Genomic DNA, 18,032 nt, shown 5'->3' with positions numbered 1-18,032 from the left:
GTGACCTCATCTCGCCGACGCCACCTCGGCAGTGGCGTTTGGCGAAATCCTGACGCTGTACAGCGCCCACATCGGCTCGATCGCCTTGCTGGCGAAGGTGAAGCACAGGTCGCCGACACCGCGTCCCGGCACGTCGACCTGCAGCTCGGTCAGGGCGCTGTTGCGGGCGGCCTCCGTCAACGGAACGGTGGCCAGGCGCGGGCCCTTGCAGCCGAAACGCACCTCCAGCTCGCCTTCGGGTCGCGACGGCGGACGCACCGGCAGCGGGTCCAGCTTGTTGCCCAGCTGGAAGTTGAACGGCAGCTGGCCGACCGTGACGGTCAGCTTGGCGCCGTTGGTCAGGTCGGCGCCCTTCCAGATCCAGCAGGGATTGAGGATGTCGAGCATGAAGGTCGCGCGCTCGCCCTTGGCGTTCGCGCCGTCGTCCTCGAGGTTCAGGATCAGGCCTTCGGTGCAGCGCGTCAGTTCATGCGAGCGGCGGGTCATGGCCCGCTCCGGCGTCACCGCCCAGGTGCGTGTCCGGCCCAGCGGATATTGGTCGAGGAAGGTCCGCGCTTTCAGCTGCACGCCCGGCTTTAGCGCCAGCGGCGCCTGGTAGGGAGGCGACTTGGCGGTCGGCTCCTTGCCGTCAGTCGTGTAGCGCACTTGGCCGACCTGCAGGCCGGTGTCGAGCTGGGTCGCGATCGTCTCGGCCGGCGTGGCGAACGACGCCTGCGGCTCGAACGGCACGGGGTCATAGGCCAAGCCCAGGTCGCTCAGACGGCCCAGAGTCGCCGGCAGACGATCGGCGAAGCGGTCCCAGCTCTGGGCCTGGCGCGGCGTCCAGGCGTTCTCGGCTAGGGCGGCCAGGCGCGGGAACAGCATGGCGACGGCACGGTCGTCGGTGCGGACGTGCTCGCTGAACAGCGTGGCCTGCACGCCCAGCACATGCTTGTGCTGCTCGGGCGTCAGCTCGGAAGGCTCGGCGTCGAAGGCGTAGACCGTCTTCAGCGTCGACATCTTGCCCCGGCCGGGCGGCTCATCGGGCGAGGTGCTCTGGCGATGGTCGAAATAGAGCACCGGCCCCGGCGCCAGCACAGTGTCGTGGCCCTGCTTGGCGGCGGCGACCGCGCCCTCCAGCCCGCGCCAGGACATGACCGTGGCGTTGGGCGCCAGACCGCCTTCCAGGATCTCGTCCCAGCCGATCAGGCGGCGGCCCTTGGCGTTGAGGTGCTTTTCGATGCGCTGGATGAAGTAGCTCTGAAGCGCGTGCTCGTCGGGCAGACCCAGCGCCTTGATCTTGGCCTGGACGGCTGGGCTGGCCTCCCACTGCGCCTTCAAAGCCTCGTCGCCGCCGACGTGGATGTAGGGCGATGGGAAGATCGCCATCACCTCGTCCAGCACGTCCTCCAGGAAGGCGAAGGTGGAGTCGTCGACGTTGAAGATGTCGGGATAGACGCCCCAGTCGGCCATCACCTTCTCGGCGGCCGGGCGCGTGCCCAGCTGCGGATAGCTGGAGATCGCCGCCTGGGCGTGGCCCGGCATCTCGATCTCGGGCACCACGACGATGTTGCGAGTGGCGGCGTAGGCGACGATCTCGCGCGCCTGGTCCTGAGTGTAGACGCCACCGTAGCGCACCGGCTCGCCCGAGGCCGTGAAACCCGCCGCGCCGGCCGGCTGACGCCACGCGCCATGCTCGGTCAGCTTGGGATACTTCTTGATCTCCAACCGCCAGCCCTGGTCGTCGGTCAGGTGCCAGTGCAGCGTGTTCAGCTTCAGGCTGGCCATGCCGTCGATGATCCGCTTGATCACCTCTGGGCTGCGGTAGTGGCGAGCGGTGTCCAGCATCAGGCCGCGCCAGGCGAAGCGCGGGGCGTCCTCAATTCGAACGGCCTGGACTTGCAGCGGCGCGCCGGCCTTAGGCTGCGCCGCCAGCTGCCACAGCGACACCGCGCCGTAGAACAGGCCGGCCTTGTCCGTGGCGCGGATCTCGGCGCGCTTGGACGAGACGTCCAGCGCATAGCCCTCCCCGGCCGGCCCGCCGCGCGTCAGCACCACGCCGCCAGTGACCGGGGCCGCGCCTTCCTTGATGACCAGCCGCACGCCGCGCGTGGCGGCCAGGGTGTCGACCAGCCATTGGGCCGCCGCGCGCGCCTCGGCGTCGCCCGGCGCGATCCAGACGGCGTCACCGGCGCGCAGGGCCAGTTCACCCTTCAGCGGCGTCAGCTGAGCCGGCGCAGGGGTCACCGCGAAAGCCTGCGCGGCCAGGGCCGGCGCCGGCAGCAAAGCGGCGGCGACCACGGCGGCGACGGGACGAAGGATGCTGGACATGGTTGGCTCCCGAGGATCGGCCGCTTGTCAGCGGCTCTTGATCGTTGTGTTCGAAAGGTTGGATCTAAGGATCAGACGACCAGGCTCAGGCCCAGCACGCAGATCAGGCCCACGACGCCGACCAGGCTCTCCATCACCGTCCAGGACAGCAGGGTCTCTTTCAGCGTCAGGCCGAAATACTCCTTGAACAGCCAGAAGCCCGGGTCGTTGACGTGCGAGAACATCAGGCTGCCGGCGCCGATGGCCAGGACCATCAGGTTCGGATCGACGTGCGTGCCCGCCATCATCGGCTGGATCAGGCCCGCCGCCGTCAGGCCGGCGATCGTCGCCGAGCCCAGGGCCACGCGAATGACCATGGCGATCAGCCAGCCCAGCACCAGCGGATGCAGCGGCAGCGCGCCTAGCCAGGCGCCCAGCTGGTCGCTGATCCCGGCGTCGATGAACACCTGCTTCAGCGCCCCTGCCCCGGCCAGGATCAAGAGGATGCCGGCGACGTCCTTCAGGGCGTCGGCATAACGGCCCATCTGGCCGGTGAAGGCCTGGCCGCGCAGCACGCCCAGGCTGAAGGTGGCGTAGATCAGCGAGAGGGTCAGCACGACCACCGACTGCCCCAGGAAGCCGACCAGCGGCTTGGCGGCCGACGCCGCCGGGATCGTCACCAAGAGCACCGTGGTCACCGCGATCAGCGCGACCGGCAGCAAGGCCGTGGTGAAGCTGTTGAACGCGCCGGGCGTGGCCTCGTCGGGGGTCTCGGTGACGACGAGCGCCATCTCCGTACCCGCCGGCGCCTGCGGCACGGCGTTGAAGCGCTTCAAGGTCAGGGCCAGCAGCGGACCGCCGACGGCCAACGCCGCGATGCTGACGACCAGGCCATAGCCCAGGGTCAGGCCGGTGTCGGCGCCGAACAGGCTGATCAGCGCGACCGGCGACGGGTGCGGCGGCAGGAAACCGTGGGCCACGGACAGGCCGCACAGCAACGGCAGGCCCACATAGACCGGCGGCAGGTCGGCGCGCTTGGCGATGGTCAGGATCAACGGGACCATGACCACGAAGCCGACGCTGTAGAACAGGGGGATGCCGACGATCAGGCCGGTCAGGGCCATGGCCAGCAGGATGAAGCGCAGGCCCACCGCGCCGATCAGGGTGCGGGCGATACTCTGGGCCGCGCCGCTGTCGGCGATCGACCGGCCGAACATGGCGCCCAGGCAGATGATGGCGGCCAGGCCGCCCAGCATGTCGCCGACGCCCTTCTCCATCGACTTGGCCACGTGATCCAGCGGCATGCCGAAACACAGGGCCGCGACCAGGGCGGTCAGCAGGAAGGCGACGAAGGGCGGGATCTTGCCCCAGCCGATCATCACGACCAGCAGCGCGATCAGCGCGACGACCGCGAACACCATCGGAAGCCTCTCCCTCAAACGCGGAGACGCTCCGCCATCGGACAAGAAAAGAGCGATTCCCCGATATCGCGGGTTCGATCGCGATATCGGGGAATCAAAACCCTCACGGCGGGGAGGACCGTCGGAGGGGCTCTGCCGACCGCGCCACCGGGGAGGTAGTGGCGGTCTGGCAAAGAAGCGCGCCGCGCAGACGGCGCGCTTCAGGGGGGCTTAGAACCTCAGACGCACGCCGGCGCGGTACATCCGGCCGATGGTGTCATAGAGGAGTGGGTTGACGCCGGGGCTGACATTCGTCGACGGCGAGGCGACCGGATCCTTGTCGAACAGGTTGTCGACCTTGAAGTAGGCCGTCGCGTTGTTCGTCACTTCGTACGAGCCGCCGATGTCGACGTACGTGGCGCCCTTCATCTTGTTCTTGTCGATCGTGCGGTAGGCCACGGTCGAGACCGGGCAGCCGCTGGTGCACTGAATCCATTCGTTGTTGTAGACGCCGTCGCTGAACCAGCGCTCGTAGATCGACAGGCTGAGCTTGTCGGTCGACCAGGTCTGGCTGAACGTCGCCTTCCAGTCCGGGGTGCTGCCGCTGTTCACGCCGGCGCTGTCCACCGTGATCGTGCCCAGGACGCCCGAATTGGTCTTGAAGCTGATCATGTGGGTGGCCAGAGCGCGCAGCGAGATGCTGCCCGGCAGGCCCCAGTCCTCGAGGTTCTTGCGATACACGGCTTCCAGGTCGAAGCCCTTGTTGCGCAGGGTGGCGACGTTGAAGGCCTGGACCCGGACGTAGTTGGTGTTCGGGACCGTGCTGGTCAGCAGCATCGCGCCGCAGATCTCCTGGTTCCCGGCGACGCACAGATCGACCAGGTCCTGGGCGGCCAGCGAACCGATCGCGCCATCGACCTTGATCTCGAAATAGTCGGCAGAGAAGCTGAAGCCCGGCAGGAACTTCGGCTCGGCCAGCACCACGCCGACCTCGGTGTTGCGGGCGATTTCGGGCCGCAGATTGCGGTTGCCGACGATCTCCTGCAGCACGTTCACGGCAGTGCCGCGATAGAGGACGGTGGCGTTGGTCACCACCGGCGGGGCGGCGATCTCGCCCAGGTTCGGAGCGCGGATGTCGCGCGAGGTCACGGCGCGGAAGCGCAGGCCCTCGAACGGGGTCTTCCAGACGCCGCCGATCTTCCAGGTCGTGACGTTGCCGGCGGTCGAGTACTTGGTCTGGCGGACCGCGCCGTTGATGTTGCCCTCGCCCAGCGCGTCCGACTTGAACAGCGGGACGTTGGCTTCCACGTAGCCTTCGGTCACGTGGTAGTAGCCAGCGCCGCTGTGATAGTTGCCGGCGTACCAGTTGTTGCCGACGGTACGGACCAGCGGGTCTGCCGGATAGTCGTCGGTATAGGGATTCTCGGCCCAGATGCCGTCGCCATAGGGGTCGCCGAGGGTCTTGTAGTCCTGCTCGCGCCACTCGACGCCGGCGGCGATGGCCACCGGGCCCGCCGGCAACGAGAAGGGCTCGCCGCTGACGTTGAAGCTGGCCACGGACTCGATCAGCTTGGAGCGTTGACGCGGGCCGTTCTTGGGCATGACGTAGTTCAGCGCGGCCGGATCCAGGGCAACCTGGCCGATGACGTTCAGCGGCACGCAGCCATTGGCGCGGGCGACCGGGTCACGGCAGATGATCGTGCCGTTCGGGCCGGCGATGGCGTCGATCGCGGCGTTGTAGCGCGGCGTGACCGAGATGTTGTCCACGTCCAGGCGGACGCGGTTCATGCCATAGGCGTAGTAGGCGTCGTACTTCCAGTCCGTGCCGAACAGGTTTTGCGAGCCGGTGAAGCCCAGCACGAAGCGCTTCTGCTCGCGCTTGATGTTGACGTCGATGGGGCCGAAGCCGCCGTTGCTGGTGCCGAACTGGAAGCTGGTGATGCCGTTGGTGGCGCAGGCCGTCTTGATGGCCGTCGGCACGAACGGGTTCTCGCACTGAATCGTCAGGCCGGTGCGCTCGGCGCCGATGTTCGGCTGGTTGAGCGAGAAGACCTGGGCGAAGTTGGCGGTCAGATAGACTTCGAGGTTGTCGTTGAGCTGATAGCCGACGCGGCCGTAGGCGACCTTGCGCTTGATGCGCGCGGCCAGGGTCGGCGAAGCGCCGATGCCGGCGGACTGGTCGCCGCCCACACAGAACGGGCTGAAGCAGTTGGTCACCGCGCCGGTGCCGGTGGCGACGCCGTTCGAACCGTACTGGAACTGGCGGGGCTGGCCGCCCGCGCCGAAGGCGATGCCCTGCAGCGGACCGTTCGTGATCAGGCCGTACTGGGCGTACTGGATCTGCTGGGCGTAGTTGATGACGCGGTACTGCGGCAGGCCGTCGGTGGTCGAGGCCAGCGGGCGCACCTGGATGGCGGGCGCGGTGAACCAGTCGCGGCCGCCGGCCTGCTTCAGGCCAAAGCCGCCGGCCAGGACGCCGGCTTCACGGCTGAACTCGCCGCTGGCGGTTACGTGCAGGCGGTCGTTCAGGAACGCCTTGCCCAGCGCCACCTGGGCCACGACCGTGTCGTTGTCGTGGTACTTGCTCTCGCCGCCTTCGAAGCGGGCCTTGAAACCCTCGAAGGTCTTGTCGGTCACGAAGTTGACCACGCCGCCGATGGCGTCCGAGCCGTACGAGGCCGAGGCGCCGCCGGTCACCACGTCGACCTGCTTGATCAGCAGCTGCGGGAACTGGCTGACGTCAGTGACGCCATTGACGTTGGCCGGGGTGACGCGCTGGCCGTCCAGCAGGGTCAGAGTGCGGGTGGCGCCCAGGCCGCGCAGGCTGAGCGAGGACAGGCCCTGCTGACCCGAGCTGGTGCCGTTGGCGCCGACCGACCGGCCGGTGCTGCCTTGCAGGGCGGGCATCTGGGTGATGGCCTGGAAGACGTTGGGCTGCGAGGCTTTCTCCAGGTCCTCGGACGTGACCGTCGTGGTCGGCGTCGGCTGGTTGAAGCCGCGCGAGTTGATGCGCGAGCCGGTGACGACGACCTCGGTGATGATCGTGTCATCGCTGGCCGCGGGCGTCGCGGCCTGTTGTGCGTTGGCCATTGTCCCCCAGGACAACAGCGCCAGCGCCGATGCAGAGCCGGCGTAGATACGGCGATTTATCTTGAACAAAATTCCTGCCCCCGTGCTGAGAAGACTATTCCCCTGGCCCCCGGATGGGAGCGCCGACCGCAATGGATTACTTTTCTTTATTCAGCACTTTCGCGCCGCTTTGTTTATTCCGAGCCAGGGAGTCGGTGTTGATATTCGACGCTTCTCAAGAAGCGCCGGGATCGACTGAATTGAACACCTCGACCAGAACGTGATGAGGTTAGTCACACGCCCCGAATAACGTCAATCATAAAACATTCATTTATGTAGTGATTATAAAAAATGACGTCAAAATTAGCGTCATTGTCCGAGCTTTTTCATATTTTTCAATAAGATCATCACTGCTCGAAAATGCGGCATCGATGACGTGTTCGCTTTCATTGCGGGCTGAGCACGCCACCTTTCAAACGGATAGCGCGATGAGATCGCTACCAATGAAAGCAAGTCATGGGACCACTCCAGGACAATTTGCGATCAATTCGCAAATATCCATGCCTCTCGCCCTCAGAAGAGTGACGTTGCGTCAGCTGGACCGCTAGTCGCCGATCGGCTGCTGGGGCGCGATTCCGTGCAGCCAGGCCACGCTGCCGCGCGCCCGACGCAGCATCTGATGCGCCCGCTCCCCCAGGGACGAGGCCACGGCATAGGCCAGGCGATCGATGACGAACAGCTGGGCGAAGCGCATCGGGTTGGGCTGAAACTCCTCCACACCCGAGGGCGAAAGGCCCACGTGCAGGCAGATGTCGGCGTCGCGCCCCAGCGGCGAGTCTGCGTCGGTGATGGCGATGCAGGTGGCCTTGTAGTGCTTGGCCAGTTCCATGCTCTCCTGCAGCTCGCGCGGACGCCCGGTGGAGGACAGGAAGATCGCCACGTCGCCCGGCGACAGGATCGCGGCCGACATGCGCTGGGCGTAGCCGTCGGTGAACACCATGGCCGGAATGTCCAGCCGGAACAGGCGGTTGTGAATCTCGCCGGCCAGGGCGGCCGAACTGCCGCCAATGCCGTAGACCACCACCCGCGCAGCCTTGGCCACGGCGAGCGCGGCGGCCTGCAAATCCTTTTCGTTCAAGGATTCGCGCGTGCGGCTCAGGGCGTCGATGATGGTGTCGAACAGGCGGTCGGCCACGGCGCCGTCGACGCCCGAGGCGACCGCACCCTCTATCCGGGCCGGCGCCGGACGCGTCGCCCGCTCGCGCTGGTCGGTCATGGCCTGGGCGTGGGCCAGTTCCTGGATCAGGCGGAATTTCAGGTCCTTGAAGCCTTCGCAGCCGACCGTCCGACAGAAGCGCAGGACGGTGGGCTCGCTGACGCCCAGGTCGGTTGCAACCGAGCGCACACTGGCCCGCACGAACTCGTGGGGTGATTTCAGGATCAGCTTGGCGATCTTCAGATCCGACCGCGTCATCGACTCCATCATCGCCTCGAGGCGCGGAAGGATGTCGCCGCCATCGTCGGCAGGTCCAGGCTGATTCATCGACGATCCCCCTACTTCTCGACGCACGCTCGACGACTGATATCGACAACGATGTCACGCCGCAATCAACGCGGCGCAGCCTGCAATGATAGGAATGATAGTTTTGCTACATTTTCGTTGACACGGTTACATTCGACGTGGCTCCTGAAGGTCGAACTCGACCTTGAGTCAGGAGACCTTCTTGTCCATCCAACGCATCGGCGCGACGACCACCACAGGCACCGGCGGCCAGGCCCTGCCCTTCTGCCAGGCCACCGTCGCCAACGGCTTCGTCTTCGTGTCGGGCCAGGTGCCGATGGACGAGAACGGTGTGATGGTCGACGGCGGCGTCGTGCCCCAGACCCACAAGGTCATTGAGAACCTGATCGCCATCCTGGCCAAGGCCGGCTGCACGCTGGAAGACGTCGTGAAGGCCAATGTCTGGCTGGACGACGCCCGCGACTTCCACGCCTTCAACCGCGTCTATGCCACCTACTTCGGCAACGCCCCGCCGGCCCGCGCCTGCGTCCAGTCGCCGATGATGATCGACTGCAAGGTCGAGATCGAGTGCATCGCCCTGATCCCGCAGGCCTGACCATGACGGTGTCGCTCGCCGATCTCGACAGCCTCGACCTGGCGCCCGGGACCAAGGCCATTCCGCTGGACGGTTCGGTGCGCCGGCTGGGCGACCTGGCCGGACGGGGCCTGTCCCTGCTCGGCGGCGACATCCCCTTCCCCGCCGCGGTGCTGAAGCGCGCGGCGATCGACAACAACCTGTCGGTCATGCAGGCCTATGTCGACCGGGCCGGCGCCAAGCTGGCCCCGCACGCCAAGACGACCATGTGCCCGCAGCTGCTGACGCGGCAGATCCAAGGCGGCGCGTGGGGCCTGACGGCCGCGACCATGACCCAGTTGAAACTGTGCCACGACCTGGGCGCGCCCAACCTGATCCTGGCCAACCAGCTGGTCGGCCGCACCGAGATCGAGTGCCTGCGCGACCTCACCACCGCCGCGCCCGACCGTCCGATCTATGTGCTGGTCGACAGCGCCGAGGGCGTGCGGGCAATCTCGGCGATCTTCGCCCAGGCGCCGGACGCTCCCGCCGCGCGGCTGCTGATCGAGCTGGGCATGACCGACGGCCGCTGCGGCGTACGCTCGCTGGACGAAGGCCTGGCCCTGGCGCTACTGATCCGCGACCTGCCGGGCGTCGAACTGCACGGCGTCGAGGGCTACGAAGGCCTAGTCTTCAGCGACCACGCCAAGCAGGACGCCACCGAGGTCGACGCCTATCTCGGTGGCCTGCTGGGCTTCCACAACCGCCTGCGCGCAGACGCTCTGCTGGCCGACCCCGACAACGCGATCCTGACCGCCGGCGGCTCGGCCTATTACGACCTGGTCGCGCGCGCCCTGGCCGGCGAAGCGCCCGGTACGACGATCGTGCTGCGCAGCGGCTGCTACGTCACCCACGACGGCGGCTTCTACCGCGAACTCCTGAGCCGCATGGACGACCGCGCGGCGGTCGGCGAGCCGCCCCGCCTGCGACCGGCGCTGGAAGTCTGGGCGCGGGTGATCTCGCGTCCGCAGCCGGACCTGGCCATCGTCATGATGGGCAAGCGCGACGTCTCGTTCGACATCCACCTGCCCACGGCCACGCGCTGGTTCCGCGAGGGGCAGCACGCCAAGCCGCAAGCCATCGCCGGCGTCGTCACCGCCAAGCTGGCCGACCAGCACGGCTTCCTGACCGTCGCGTCCGACGTCGACCTCGCCGTCGGCGACCTGCTGGGCTTCGAGATCTCCCACCCCTGCACCACCTTCGACAAATGGTCGGTGCTGCTGGAGGTCGACGAATCCTACGCCGTGCTCGGCGGCCTGAAGACCTTCTTTTGAGTGATCCGGACTTGAGTGCTCAGACCCAACTCCCCCGCGTCGCCGACACCGTCCTGAAGGGCGGGCTGGTCATCGACGGCGGCGGCGGCCCGGCCTTCGCCGCCGACGTCGCCCTAGCCGGTGACACCATCATCGCCGTCGGCCCGGCGCTGGACGCCGGCGACGCGCGGGTGATCGACGTCTCAGGCCTGGTGGTCGCGCCCGGCTTCATCGACGTCCACACTCACGACGATCTGGTCTGCATCACCCAGCCCGACATGACCCCCAAGATCAGCCAGGGCGTCACCACCGTCATCACTGGCAACTGCGGGATCTCGGCGGCGCTGCTGCGCTTCGACACCAGCGTCGATGAGCCGTTCAACCTGCTGGGCGCGCGCGAGGACTTCGCCTACGCCACCTTCGCCGAGTATCGCCGCGCTATCGAGGTGGCCGCCCCGCGCGTCAACGTCGCCGCCCTGGTCGGCCATTCGGCCCTGCGCGTGCTGTGCCTGGACGACCTGCAGCGCCCCGCCACGCCGGACGAGCGCGAGCGCATGGACGTCCTGCTGCGCGACGCCCTGGCCGAAGGCGCGCTGGGCCTCAGCTCCGGCGTGTTCTACGCCCCGGCCCAAGCGGCCGATCTGGAAGAACTGCAGGCCCTGGCCCAGACGATCGCCGAAGTCGGCGGCGTCTACACCGCCCACATCCGCGACGAGCGCGAAGGCATCATCGAGGCCCTCCAGGAGGCCTTCGCGGTCACCGGGCCCAGCCGCGCCCCGCTGATCCTGTCGCACCACAAGTGCGCGGGCCTGCGCAACTGGGGCCGCGCGGCCGAGACGCTGGGCCTGATCGACGACGCCCGCACGCGCCAGCCGGTGCACCTGGACTGCTATCCCTATACCGCCGGCTCGACGATCATCCGGCCCGACCTGGCGGACGGCGAGGTCGAGATCCTGATCAACTGGTCCGAGCCCCATCCCGAGATGGCCGGCCGCACCCTGGCCTCGATCGCCCACGACTGGGACGTGACCCAGGCCCAGGCGGCAGAGCGGCTGATGCCGGGCGGCGCCAGCTACTTCCAGATGGCCGAGGCCGACATGCGCGCGATCCTCAGCCACGACTGCTGCATGATCGGCTCCGACGGCCTGCCGCACGACAAGCGTCCGCATCCCCGGCTGTGGGGCACTTTCCCGCGCGTCTTGGGCCACTATGCCCGCGACGAGAAGCTGATCAGCCTGGAAGCGGCGGTTCACAAGATGACCGGCCTGGCCGCCGACACCTTCGGCCTGACGTCACGCGGCCGCATCGCGCCGGGCCTGAAGGCGGACATCACCGTGTTCGATGCCGACACCATCATCGACGAAGCCACCTACGAAGCGCCGAGCCGCCCCGCCAAGGGCATCGCGCACGTCCTGGTGAACGGCCAGCTCAGCTGGAGCCAGGGCGCCGCCGTCGGCGCCCGCGCCGGATCCTTCCTGCGGCCTCACTGAGACCAGGCCGTCTATCGCGCCGCCTTGGCGGCCGACGACTGGGTCACCGCTTCCTCGATCAGCGAAGCGACGACGCCGGGCTGCGAGACATAGACCGCGTGGCTGGCGGCAACGTCGCGCACCGTCGCGCCCGCGCGCTTGGCCATCATCCGCTGGGCCAGCGGCGGGATCATGTGATCGTCCTTCGCGATCAGGTACCAGCTGGGCTTCACCCGCCAGGCCGGCGCCGTGACCTTACCCTCCAGCGCCTGGGCTCCCCACGGCTGTTGGGAGTCGGCCATGAACCGCGCGATCTCCGGCGTCACGTCCGCGGCGAAGGCCGCGGAGAACTTGGCCCGGTCCAGGAGCAGCAGGCCGTCGACCGGCGGCAGGATCGGCAGCGCCGGTGATCCTGGTGGCGCACTAGCCACCAGCGAGGAGACAGACTCGCCCCGGTCGGGCGCGAAGGCGGCGACATAGACCAAGGCCGAGACCTTGGGATCCGACCCCGCCTCGGTGATTACCACCCCGCCATAGGAATGGCCGACCAGCACCACCCTGCCCTCGGCGGCGGCGATCGCGCGGCGGGTCGCGGCGACATCCTCGGCGAGCGAGGTGGTGGGGTTCTGGACTATGACGACCTTGTAGCCGTCCCGGCGCAGGATCCGATAGACATCGGCCCAGCCCGAGCCGTCGACGAAGGCGCCGTGGACCAGGACGATCGTACCCGGCTTGTCGCCTTGGCCGCCAAGGGCGGGGACGGCTGCCGAGCCGAGCGCGAGAGCGGCCACGGCCGCGACGAACGCCTTCATGACGGTCTCCTTGAGCGAAGGGCCAGAAGCCCGCTTCAGCGACGACTTCCGAGGATTTCCATGCGGGTCACCTGCACGCCGCCCTCAGCCAGCTCGGGCAGCCTGGCGAACCAGGCCTGGACGTGGGGCGTGGCGTTGTGCGCCTCGAAATCGGCCTGGCTGGCGAAGATCTCGTAGAAGATGAAGTGCCCCGGCTTCTCGCGATCTTCCTGCAGGAAATAGACGAGGTTGTTGGGCTCGGCGCGCACCTTGGCGATCAAGGGCAGCGTCGCCTCGCGCAGCGCCTGCTCCTTGCCGGGCTTGGCCTGGACGCGGGCGACGACGGCATAGGCCTCGCCGGGGATCCGGGCGTAGTGGACGCCAGTGGAGTCCGGAGCGGTGGGCGGCGCGGCCGAGGCGGCGCTGGCGGAAAGCAACATGGCGAACATCAACCCCGTGGCTGAAAGCAGGCGCATCACAAAATCTCCTGGGAAGGATGGGTGGCTACTTCGCGGCGGCCTGGGCACGGCGCGCGGCCAGGGCGTCGTCGAAGGTCTTCTTGACCGGCCCCAGGGCCTGGACGAACTCCAGTTGCTCGCCTTCCGGTCCGCGGCAGTAGATCAGCCGCCAGCCGTTGGACTTGCCCTCGGTGATCGGATTGGAGTTGGCGTCCAGCGGGGCTGCCTTGCGTTCGGCTTCCGAGGTGACGGTGACCACGCGGTTGGCGCGGACCTGGGTCATGCCCCGGCGCGCGGCCTCGGCCTCCAGATCGCGGATGAAGACGTTGAAGTCGGCATCGTCGCGGATGTGGAAGCAGATGTGCATCATCCGCGGGAAGGCCGGGCTCATGTGGTCGAGCGGTTCGGCGAAGGCGTTGGGCCCACCCATCGGCTGGTCCGCGTCGCGATATTGCAGCAGCTCGATCACGACGTTGTCGAACTGCACGAAGCGCACGTCCAGCCGCTGGGCGCCGCCGCGCAGGTCGGGCACGCCCCGGGCGCGCGGGTTCACGTGCCGCTCGCGCGTCTCGATCTCCTCGGCGGTCAGCAAGGTGTTGTGGATCCGCTCGCCCTGGAAGTCGCCGTCTCGCAGGACCTCCGTGCCACCCAACACCTCGGTGTAGAAGGTGAAGGCGCGCTCCATGTTCTGGACGGTCAGGCCAAAGTGCTGCACGCCCTGGAGCCGCGCTCCCAGCGCGCCATCGACAATCTGCCTGGCGTGGACGCGGGTCTTGTCCTGGGCGGCGGCCGGCGTAGCGGCCGCGCCGAGGGCCACGGCGCCGGCGGCGGCGCGGAGGATATCCCGGCGGCCCGGCTCGTCGGGGGTCGGTTCGTGTTGATCGCTCATCTGCAACTCCTCTGTCCCTAGTCGCCGGGCCATGATGTCGCCGCGCTCAGGGATGGAAATTTCGGATGAGGTATTCAGCGATCGCCCGATCGGGCGGGGAGCCGGCCGCGCGGCTATCGCGACGATCGCGACCGGACGCGGATACGCCCCCAGATCCGCGCATCGATGGAGCATGCCCCCGGGCCCGCCAGGACCAGGGCGGCCAGGCCCCCGACGATCACCAGGTCCTGCGCGAGCAGCGTGGGAAACCCGAAGACGGCCAGCGCCACGGCGCCGGCGAGCGCGCTCCAGCGCGTCCCCGCGCCCAGGACCAGCGATACGCAGATGATCGCTAGGAGCCACTGACCGGGCTCACCCAGAGCGGTGAGACAACCGACGCTTAGGGTCGCTCCCGCCATCGACAACCGCAGGACCACCAGGCCCGCGCCAAGCCATCCGCCAGGGTAAACCGGAACCGCTATCCTCATCGGGCGGTCTTGAACCCTCGGCTCGCCGCGCGGAACGCCCGATCTAGCTATTCCACGCTCACCCGATCAGGCATGCCTTCCGCACCCTCACGGAACAGTGTTTTATCAAGGTAGCGGTCACGGGGCTGGGGATGGCGTCAGGACTTTTTCGACTTTGGCGAGGCGTGCGAGGCTTGCTGGCCGCACTGCTGTGCGTCGCCGGCGCCTTCGAGGCCGCCGCCCAGCCCTACCCGCTGTCCATGGGCCAGCTGAAGCACGAGGTCTGGACGCGGGACGACGGCGCGCCCTCGGTGCCGCACGCCATGGCCGAAACCGCGAACGGCATGCTCTGGATCGCCAGCCGCGAAGGGCTGTTCCGCTTCGACGGCCTCTCGTTCGAGCCCATGGACGCGGGTGTCGATCGCGACAAGTATGGCCATCCTCGCAAGCTCCAGGTCGGACGCGATGGGACGGTCTGGGCCTGGTACTCGAAGGGCTGGCTCGGCCTGTTCCGCCAGGGTCGCCTGCAGTTCGTCAAGGCGCCGGACTACAAGGGCGAGGTCATCACTTTCACCCTGACCCGCGACGGCGCGCTGTGGATCGGCATCGCGCAGATCGGCCAGCCGTTCATGCGTTACCAGAACGGGCGTTGGGACAAGGTCTCGCCCAACCCCGAACGCCAGATGCTGTTCTACACCCTGGAGTCCGCCGACGGGGCCTTCTGGATCGCCTACAACAAGTCGGTGCTGCGCCGTGCGCCCAACAGCGCGAAGTTCGAGCGCGTCGACACGCCCACGGGCGCCGGTGGGGCGCTGGCCATCGATGCGGCCGGCAGCGTCTGGGTGGTCCGCCCGGACAGCGGGGCCCGGCTCACTGGGCCCGGTGGACGCTGGCCCGCCTCGCCCTCCAGGCCGTTCCGCTGGAAAAGCGACGACCCGGCCTGGATCGGCGCGGCGTTCGACAAGAATGGCAACCTCTGGACCAAGGGCCGAGATTTCGGGCGGGTCGCAGGCCTCGTCCAGGCCGAGCGCACCGGCCAGGGCGACCCCGTCTACGAACGCGGCGAACGGTCCCTGATGTCCTCGCCGCGACCGTCGCTGATCCATGTCGATCGACGCGGAACCCTGTGGTACGGCGGCCCGCGCAGCATCGACCACTTCAGTACGCCCAGCATCGTCGTGGAACCGGCGCTGACCGCGACCGCCCGGTACGGTGACCAGTTGCTCACCGCCTCTTCCGGGGCCGTCTATATCGCCCAGAGCGACGCGCTCTACCGGGTCGACCCGGGCAAGCCCCCGGCGCGCCTCCTCGCCCTGAACGATCCGAAGGCGATCTGCGAGGATCGCGACAAGTCGATCTGGATCCCGTCGCTGGATCGGATCGTACGGGTTCGCGGCAATCAACGGACCGAGTTCCCCGCACCGCTCAGCGAGACCAGCTTCTACGATTGCGGTCCCGATTCCACGGGACGGTTCTGGCTGCCGGCCTCCACCAACGGCATGTACTGGCGCGACGGCGCGGCCTGGCGCTCGGTCCCGGCCAAGGACCTCTCGGCGACCTCCGATCCGTCCTTGCTGGTGAAGGACCCCCAGGGTCGGCTGTGGACCATGACCGATCCCTCGACCCTGACCCGGCTCGAAGGCCGGTTCGCCGAAACGCGGTCGCTCGATGCGGTCCTGAAGACGACAGGCGGAATCCGCGCGGCGCTCGCCACCTCCCGGGGCGTCTTCCTTTCGGGACGGGACGGCGCCGCGCTGGTGTCGACCAGCAGTCCCGCGGGCATCGCGCAGACCCAGGCCAAGCCGCTGCGCTATGTGACCGGGCTGGCCCAGACGCCCGAAGGCAACACCTGGCTGTTCGGCGCGGGCGGACTTTCGCGCGTCAGGACCACCGATCTGGAGAAGGCCTTCGCCGATCCCGGCTTCGTGCTCCCGGAACGGAGCTTCAGCTACGAGGATGGGCTCCCGAACGGCCCCAACGCCCAGAATTACCGGACCATGACCCGTGGCGGCGACGGCCGGCTGTGGCTGGCCACGATCGACGCCATCGCCTGGATCGATCCCGCCCACCTGCCGTCCAATCCGGATCCGCCCGGGGTGGCGATCACCTCGCTGGTCAGCGGAAAGACCACGATCAAGGACCCCACGAGTATACGGCTCGAGGCCGGAGCCTCGGACATCGCCATCGGCTTTTCGGCGATCAACCTGACCATGCCCCGGCGGACCAAGGTGCAATACCGGCTGGAGGGCCACGATCCGGACTGGGTGGATCCGGGCGCGCGGCGGCAGGCGTTCTATACGAACCTGGCGCCGGGGACCTATCGCTTCCACGTCATCGCGGCCAACGAGGACGGGGTCTGGAACCGCACCGGGGCCGATCTCGAGATCACGATCCCGCCCACCTTCCTGCAGTCGATCTGGTTCAAGCTGCTGGTCGCGACCGCGTTGGCCCTCCTGGCCTGGGCGCTCTACAGCCTGCGCGTCCGCCAGGTCGCCGCCGCGCTCGAGGCCCGCTTCCAGGTTCGGACCGCCGAGCGCGAACGCATCGCGCGCGAGCTGCACGACACGCTGCTTCAGGGCTTCCAGGGCCTGATGCTGCGGTTCCAGGCGGTGTCGAACCAGCTGCCCGGCGACGACGCACTCCGCCTGGACATCGACAAGGCCCTGGACCGCGCCGACGGCGTCCTGGCCGAGGGTCGGACCCGCGTTCGCGACTTGCGGAGCGAGACGGCGCGCACCGACCTGGCCGAAGCTCTGGTCAACCTCGCCGGCGACTTCGACGACGGCGCCGCGCCGCCGATCGACGTCGTGATCGAAGGCGGCCCGAGGGCGATCGTCCCGCTGGTCAGCGAGGAGATGCTGAGGATCACCGAAGAGGCGATCCGCAACGCCGTCGCCCATGCCGCGGCGACACGAATTTCCGTCCGGCTCGCCTTCGGTCGCGGGCGCCTGGCGTTATCCGTGGCCGATGACGGCGTTGGCCTGCCGGCGGCGGTGCGCGAGGCCGGCGAACGGGACGGCCACTACGGCCTCAAGGGCATGCGCGAGCGCGCCGAGCGTGTCGGGGGCCGGCTGACGATCTCCACCCGGCCGAACGGAGGGACCGAGGTCGAGGTCCAGGCGCCCGCCAGCGCCGCCTATGTGGACGGCGCGCGCCCGTGGGACTGGTTGCAGAGCCTCATCCTTCAGGACGCGAAGCCGCGATGACCCAGCGCCCGATCCGCGTTCTGTCCGTGGATGACCATGCCGTCTTTCGCGAAGGGATCGCCGCCCTCGTCGGACCACAGGACGACATGGTGATCGTGGGCGAATGTGAGAACGGCAAGCAGGCCGTCGACGCCTTCCGCCAGCTGCGGCCGGACGTGACCCTGATGGACCTGCAGATGCCGGTGATGGGCGGACTGGACGCCATCGGCGCCATTCGCGCGCAGGCCCCCGACGCCCGCATCGTCGTGCTGACCACCTACCAGGGCGATGTCCAGGCCGTCCGCGCCCTGAAAGCCGGCGCCACGGGCTATCTGCTGAAGTCCTCGCTGCGCCACGAACTGCTCGAGACGATCCGGCTGGTCCATGCCGGACGCCGCTTCGTCCTGCCGGAGGTCGCGCAGGAGATCGCGGTCCACGCCGCCGAGGAGCCGCTCAGCGCCCGTGAGATCCAGGTGCTGGAATGCATGGCCTCCGGCGGCGCGAACAAGACGATCGCCCACCGGCTGTCCCTGTCCGAGGACACGGTGAAGGCGCACATCCGCAGCATCTTCTCCAAGCTCGACGTCAACGACCGGACCCAGGCCGTCACCACGGCCCTGCGCCGAGGCATCATCGCGCTGTGAGCGC

General features: G+C 68.2%; 13 protein-coding genes. 5 read left to right on the top strand and 8 right to left on the bottom strand.

The features are described from left to right. Nucleotides 1-6 precede the first annotated feature (6 nt). The 4 genes from AC1RR5_RS06975 to AC1RR5_RS06960 all read right to left on the bottom strand — a co-directional run bounded on the left by AC1RR5_RS06975 (nt 7) and on the right by AC1RR5_RS06960 (nt 8,301). The gene (locus AC1RR5_RS06975; RefSeq protein ID WP_492920463.1) at nt 7-2,310 is read right to left on the bottom strand and encodes a beta-N-acetylhexosaminidase; all 2,304 of its coding nucleotides are present in this window, start codon (nt 2,308-2,310) and stop codon (nt 7-9) included. 71 nt (nt 2,311-2,381) lie between these two features. Next, on the bottom strand, nt 2,382-3,710 hold the full coding sequence (locus AC1RR5_RS06970) for a GntP family permease (RefSeq protein WP_492920462.1): 1,329 nt from the start codon (nt 3,708-3,710) through the stop codon (nt 2,382-2,384). 210 nt (nt 3,711-3,920) lie between these two features. Further along, entirely contained in the window at nt 3,921-6,779 is a 2,859-nt protein-coding gene (locus tag AC1RR5_RS06965) for a TonB-dependent receptor domain-containing protein (protein ID WP_492920461.1), read from the bottom strand. Between the two features lie 583 nt (nt 6,780-7,362). After that, the gene (locus tag AC1RR5_RS06960) at nt 7,363-8,301 is read right to left on the bottom strand and encodes a MurR/RpiR family transcriptional regulator (RefSeq protein ID WP_492920460.1); all 939 of its coding nucleotides are present in this window, start codon (nt 8,299-8,301) and stop codon (nt 7,363-7,365) included. Between the two features lie 181 nt (nt 8,302-8,482). Here AC1RR5_RS06960 and AC1RR5_RS06955 point away from each other — a divergent pair, with 181 nt between their 5' ends. From AC1RR5_RS06955 to AC1RR5_RS06945, 3 genes are read left to right on the top strand one after another with little or no spacing between them, the layout of a single operon-like run. Then, entirely contained in the window at nt 8,483-8,875 is a 393-nt protein-coding gene (locus AC1RR5_RS06955) for a RidA family protein (protein WP_492920459.1), read from the top strand. After that, nucleotides 8,848-10,167, top strand: coding sequence for a type III PLP-dependent enzyme domain-containing protein (locus AC1RR5_RS06950; protein WP_492920458.1), 1,320 nt, complete (start codon nt 8,848-8,850; stop codon nt 10,165-10,167). The genes AC1RR5_RS06955 and AC1RR5_RS06950 overlap by 28 nt, the downstream gene beginning before the upstream one ends. Before the next feature lie 11 nt (nt 10,168-10,178). Continuing rightward, the gene (locus tag AC1RR5_RS06945) at nt 10,179-11,636 is read left to right on the top strand and encodes an N-acyl-D-amino-acid deacylase family protein (RefSeq protein ID WP_492920457.1); all 1,458 of its coding nucleotides are present in this window, start codon (nt 10,179-10,181) and stop codon (nt 11,634-11,636) included. 11 nt (nt 11,637-11,647) lie between these two features. On the opposite strand, the gene AC1RR5_RS06940 is transcribed toward AC1RR5_RS06945, so the two are convergent. From AC1RR5_RS06940 to AC1RR5_RS06925, 4 genes are all read right to left on the bottom strand, one after another. Beyond that, nucleotides 11,648-12,427: an alpha/beta hydrolase gene (locus tag AC1RR5_RS06940; RefSeq protein WP_492920455.1), complete on the bottom strand. Its 780-nt coding sequence runs from the start codon at nt 12,425-12,427 to the stop codon at nt 11,648-11,650. Between the two features lie 35 nt (nt 12,428-12,462). Beyond that, the gene (locus AC1RR5_RS06935) at nt 12,463-12,882 is read right to left on the bottom strand and encodes a putative quinol monooxygenase (RefSeq protein ID WP_492920453.1); all 420 of its coding nucleotides are present in this window, start codon (nt 12,880-12,882) and stop codon (nt 12,463-12,465) included. Between the two features lie 28 nt (nt 12,883-12,910). Next, nucleotides 12,911-13,753 carry a VOC family protein gene (locus tag AC1RR5_RS06930; protein WP_492920451.1) on the bottom strand — a complete coding sequence of 281 codons (843 nt, stop codon included), beginning with the start codon at nt 13,751-13,753 and terminating at the stop codon, nt 12,911-12,913. A gap of 113 nt (nt 13,754-13,866) precedes the next feature. After that, nucleotides 13,867-14,169, bottom strand: a complete 303-nt coding sequence (locus AC1RR5_RS06925; RefSeq protein ID WP_492920450.1) for a hypothetical protein — start codon at nt 14,167-14,169, stop codon at nt 13,867-13,869. A gap of 224 nt (nt 14,170-14,393) precedes the next feature. On the opposite strand from AC1RR5_RS06925, the gene AC1RR5_RS06920 reads away from it, so the two are divergent. Next, nucleotides 14,394-17,405 carry a sensor histidine kinase gene (locus tag AC1RR5_RS06920; RefSeq protein ID WP_492920449.1) on the top strand — a complete coding sequence of 1,004 codons (3,012 nt, stop codon included), beginning with the start codon at nt 14,394-14,396 and terminating at the stop codon, nt 17,403-17,405. Then, on the top strand, nt 17,402-18,028 hold the full coding sequence (locus tag AC1RR5_RS06915) for a response regulator (protein WP_492920448.1): 627 nt from the start codon (nt 17,402-17,404) through the stop codon (nt 18,026-18,028). The genes AC1RR5_RS06920 and AC1RR5_RS06915 overlap by 4 nt, the downstream gene beginning before the upstream one ends. The last annotated feature ends 4 nt before the right edge of the window (nt 18,029-18,032 follow it).

The sequence above is a fragment of the Caulobacter sp. GW821-FHT11E11 genome (genome assembly GCF_058808315.1).
This window is presented reverse-complemented; position numbering and strand designations above follow the sequence as displayed.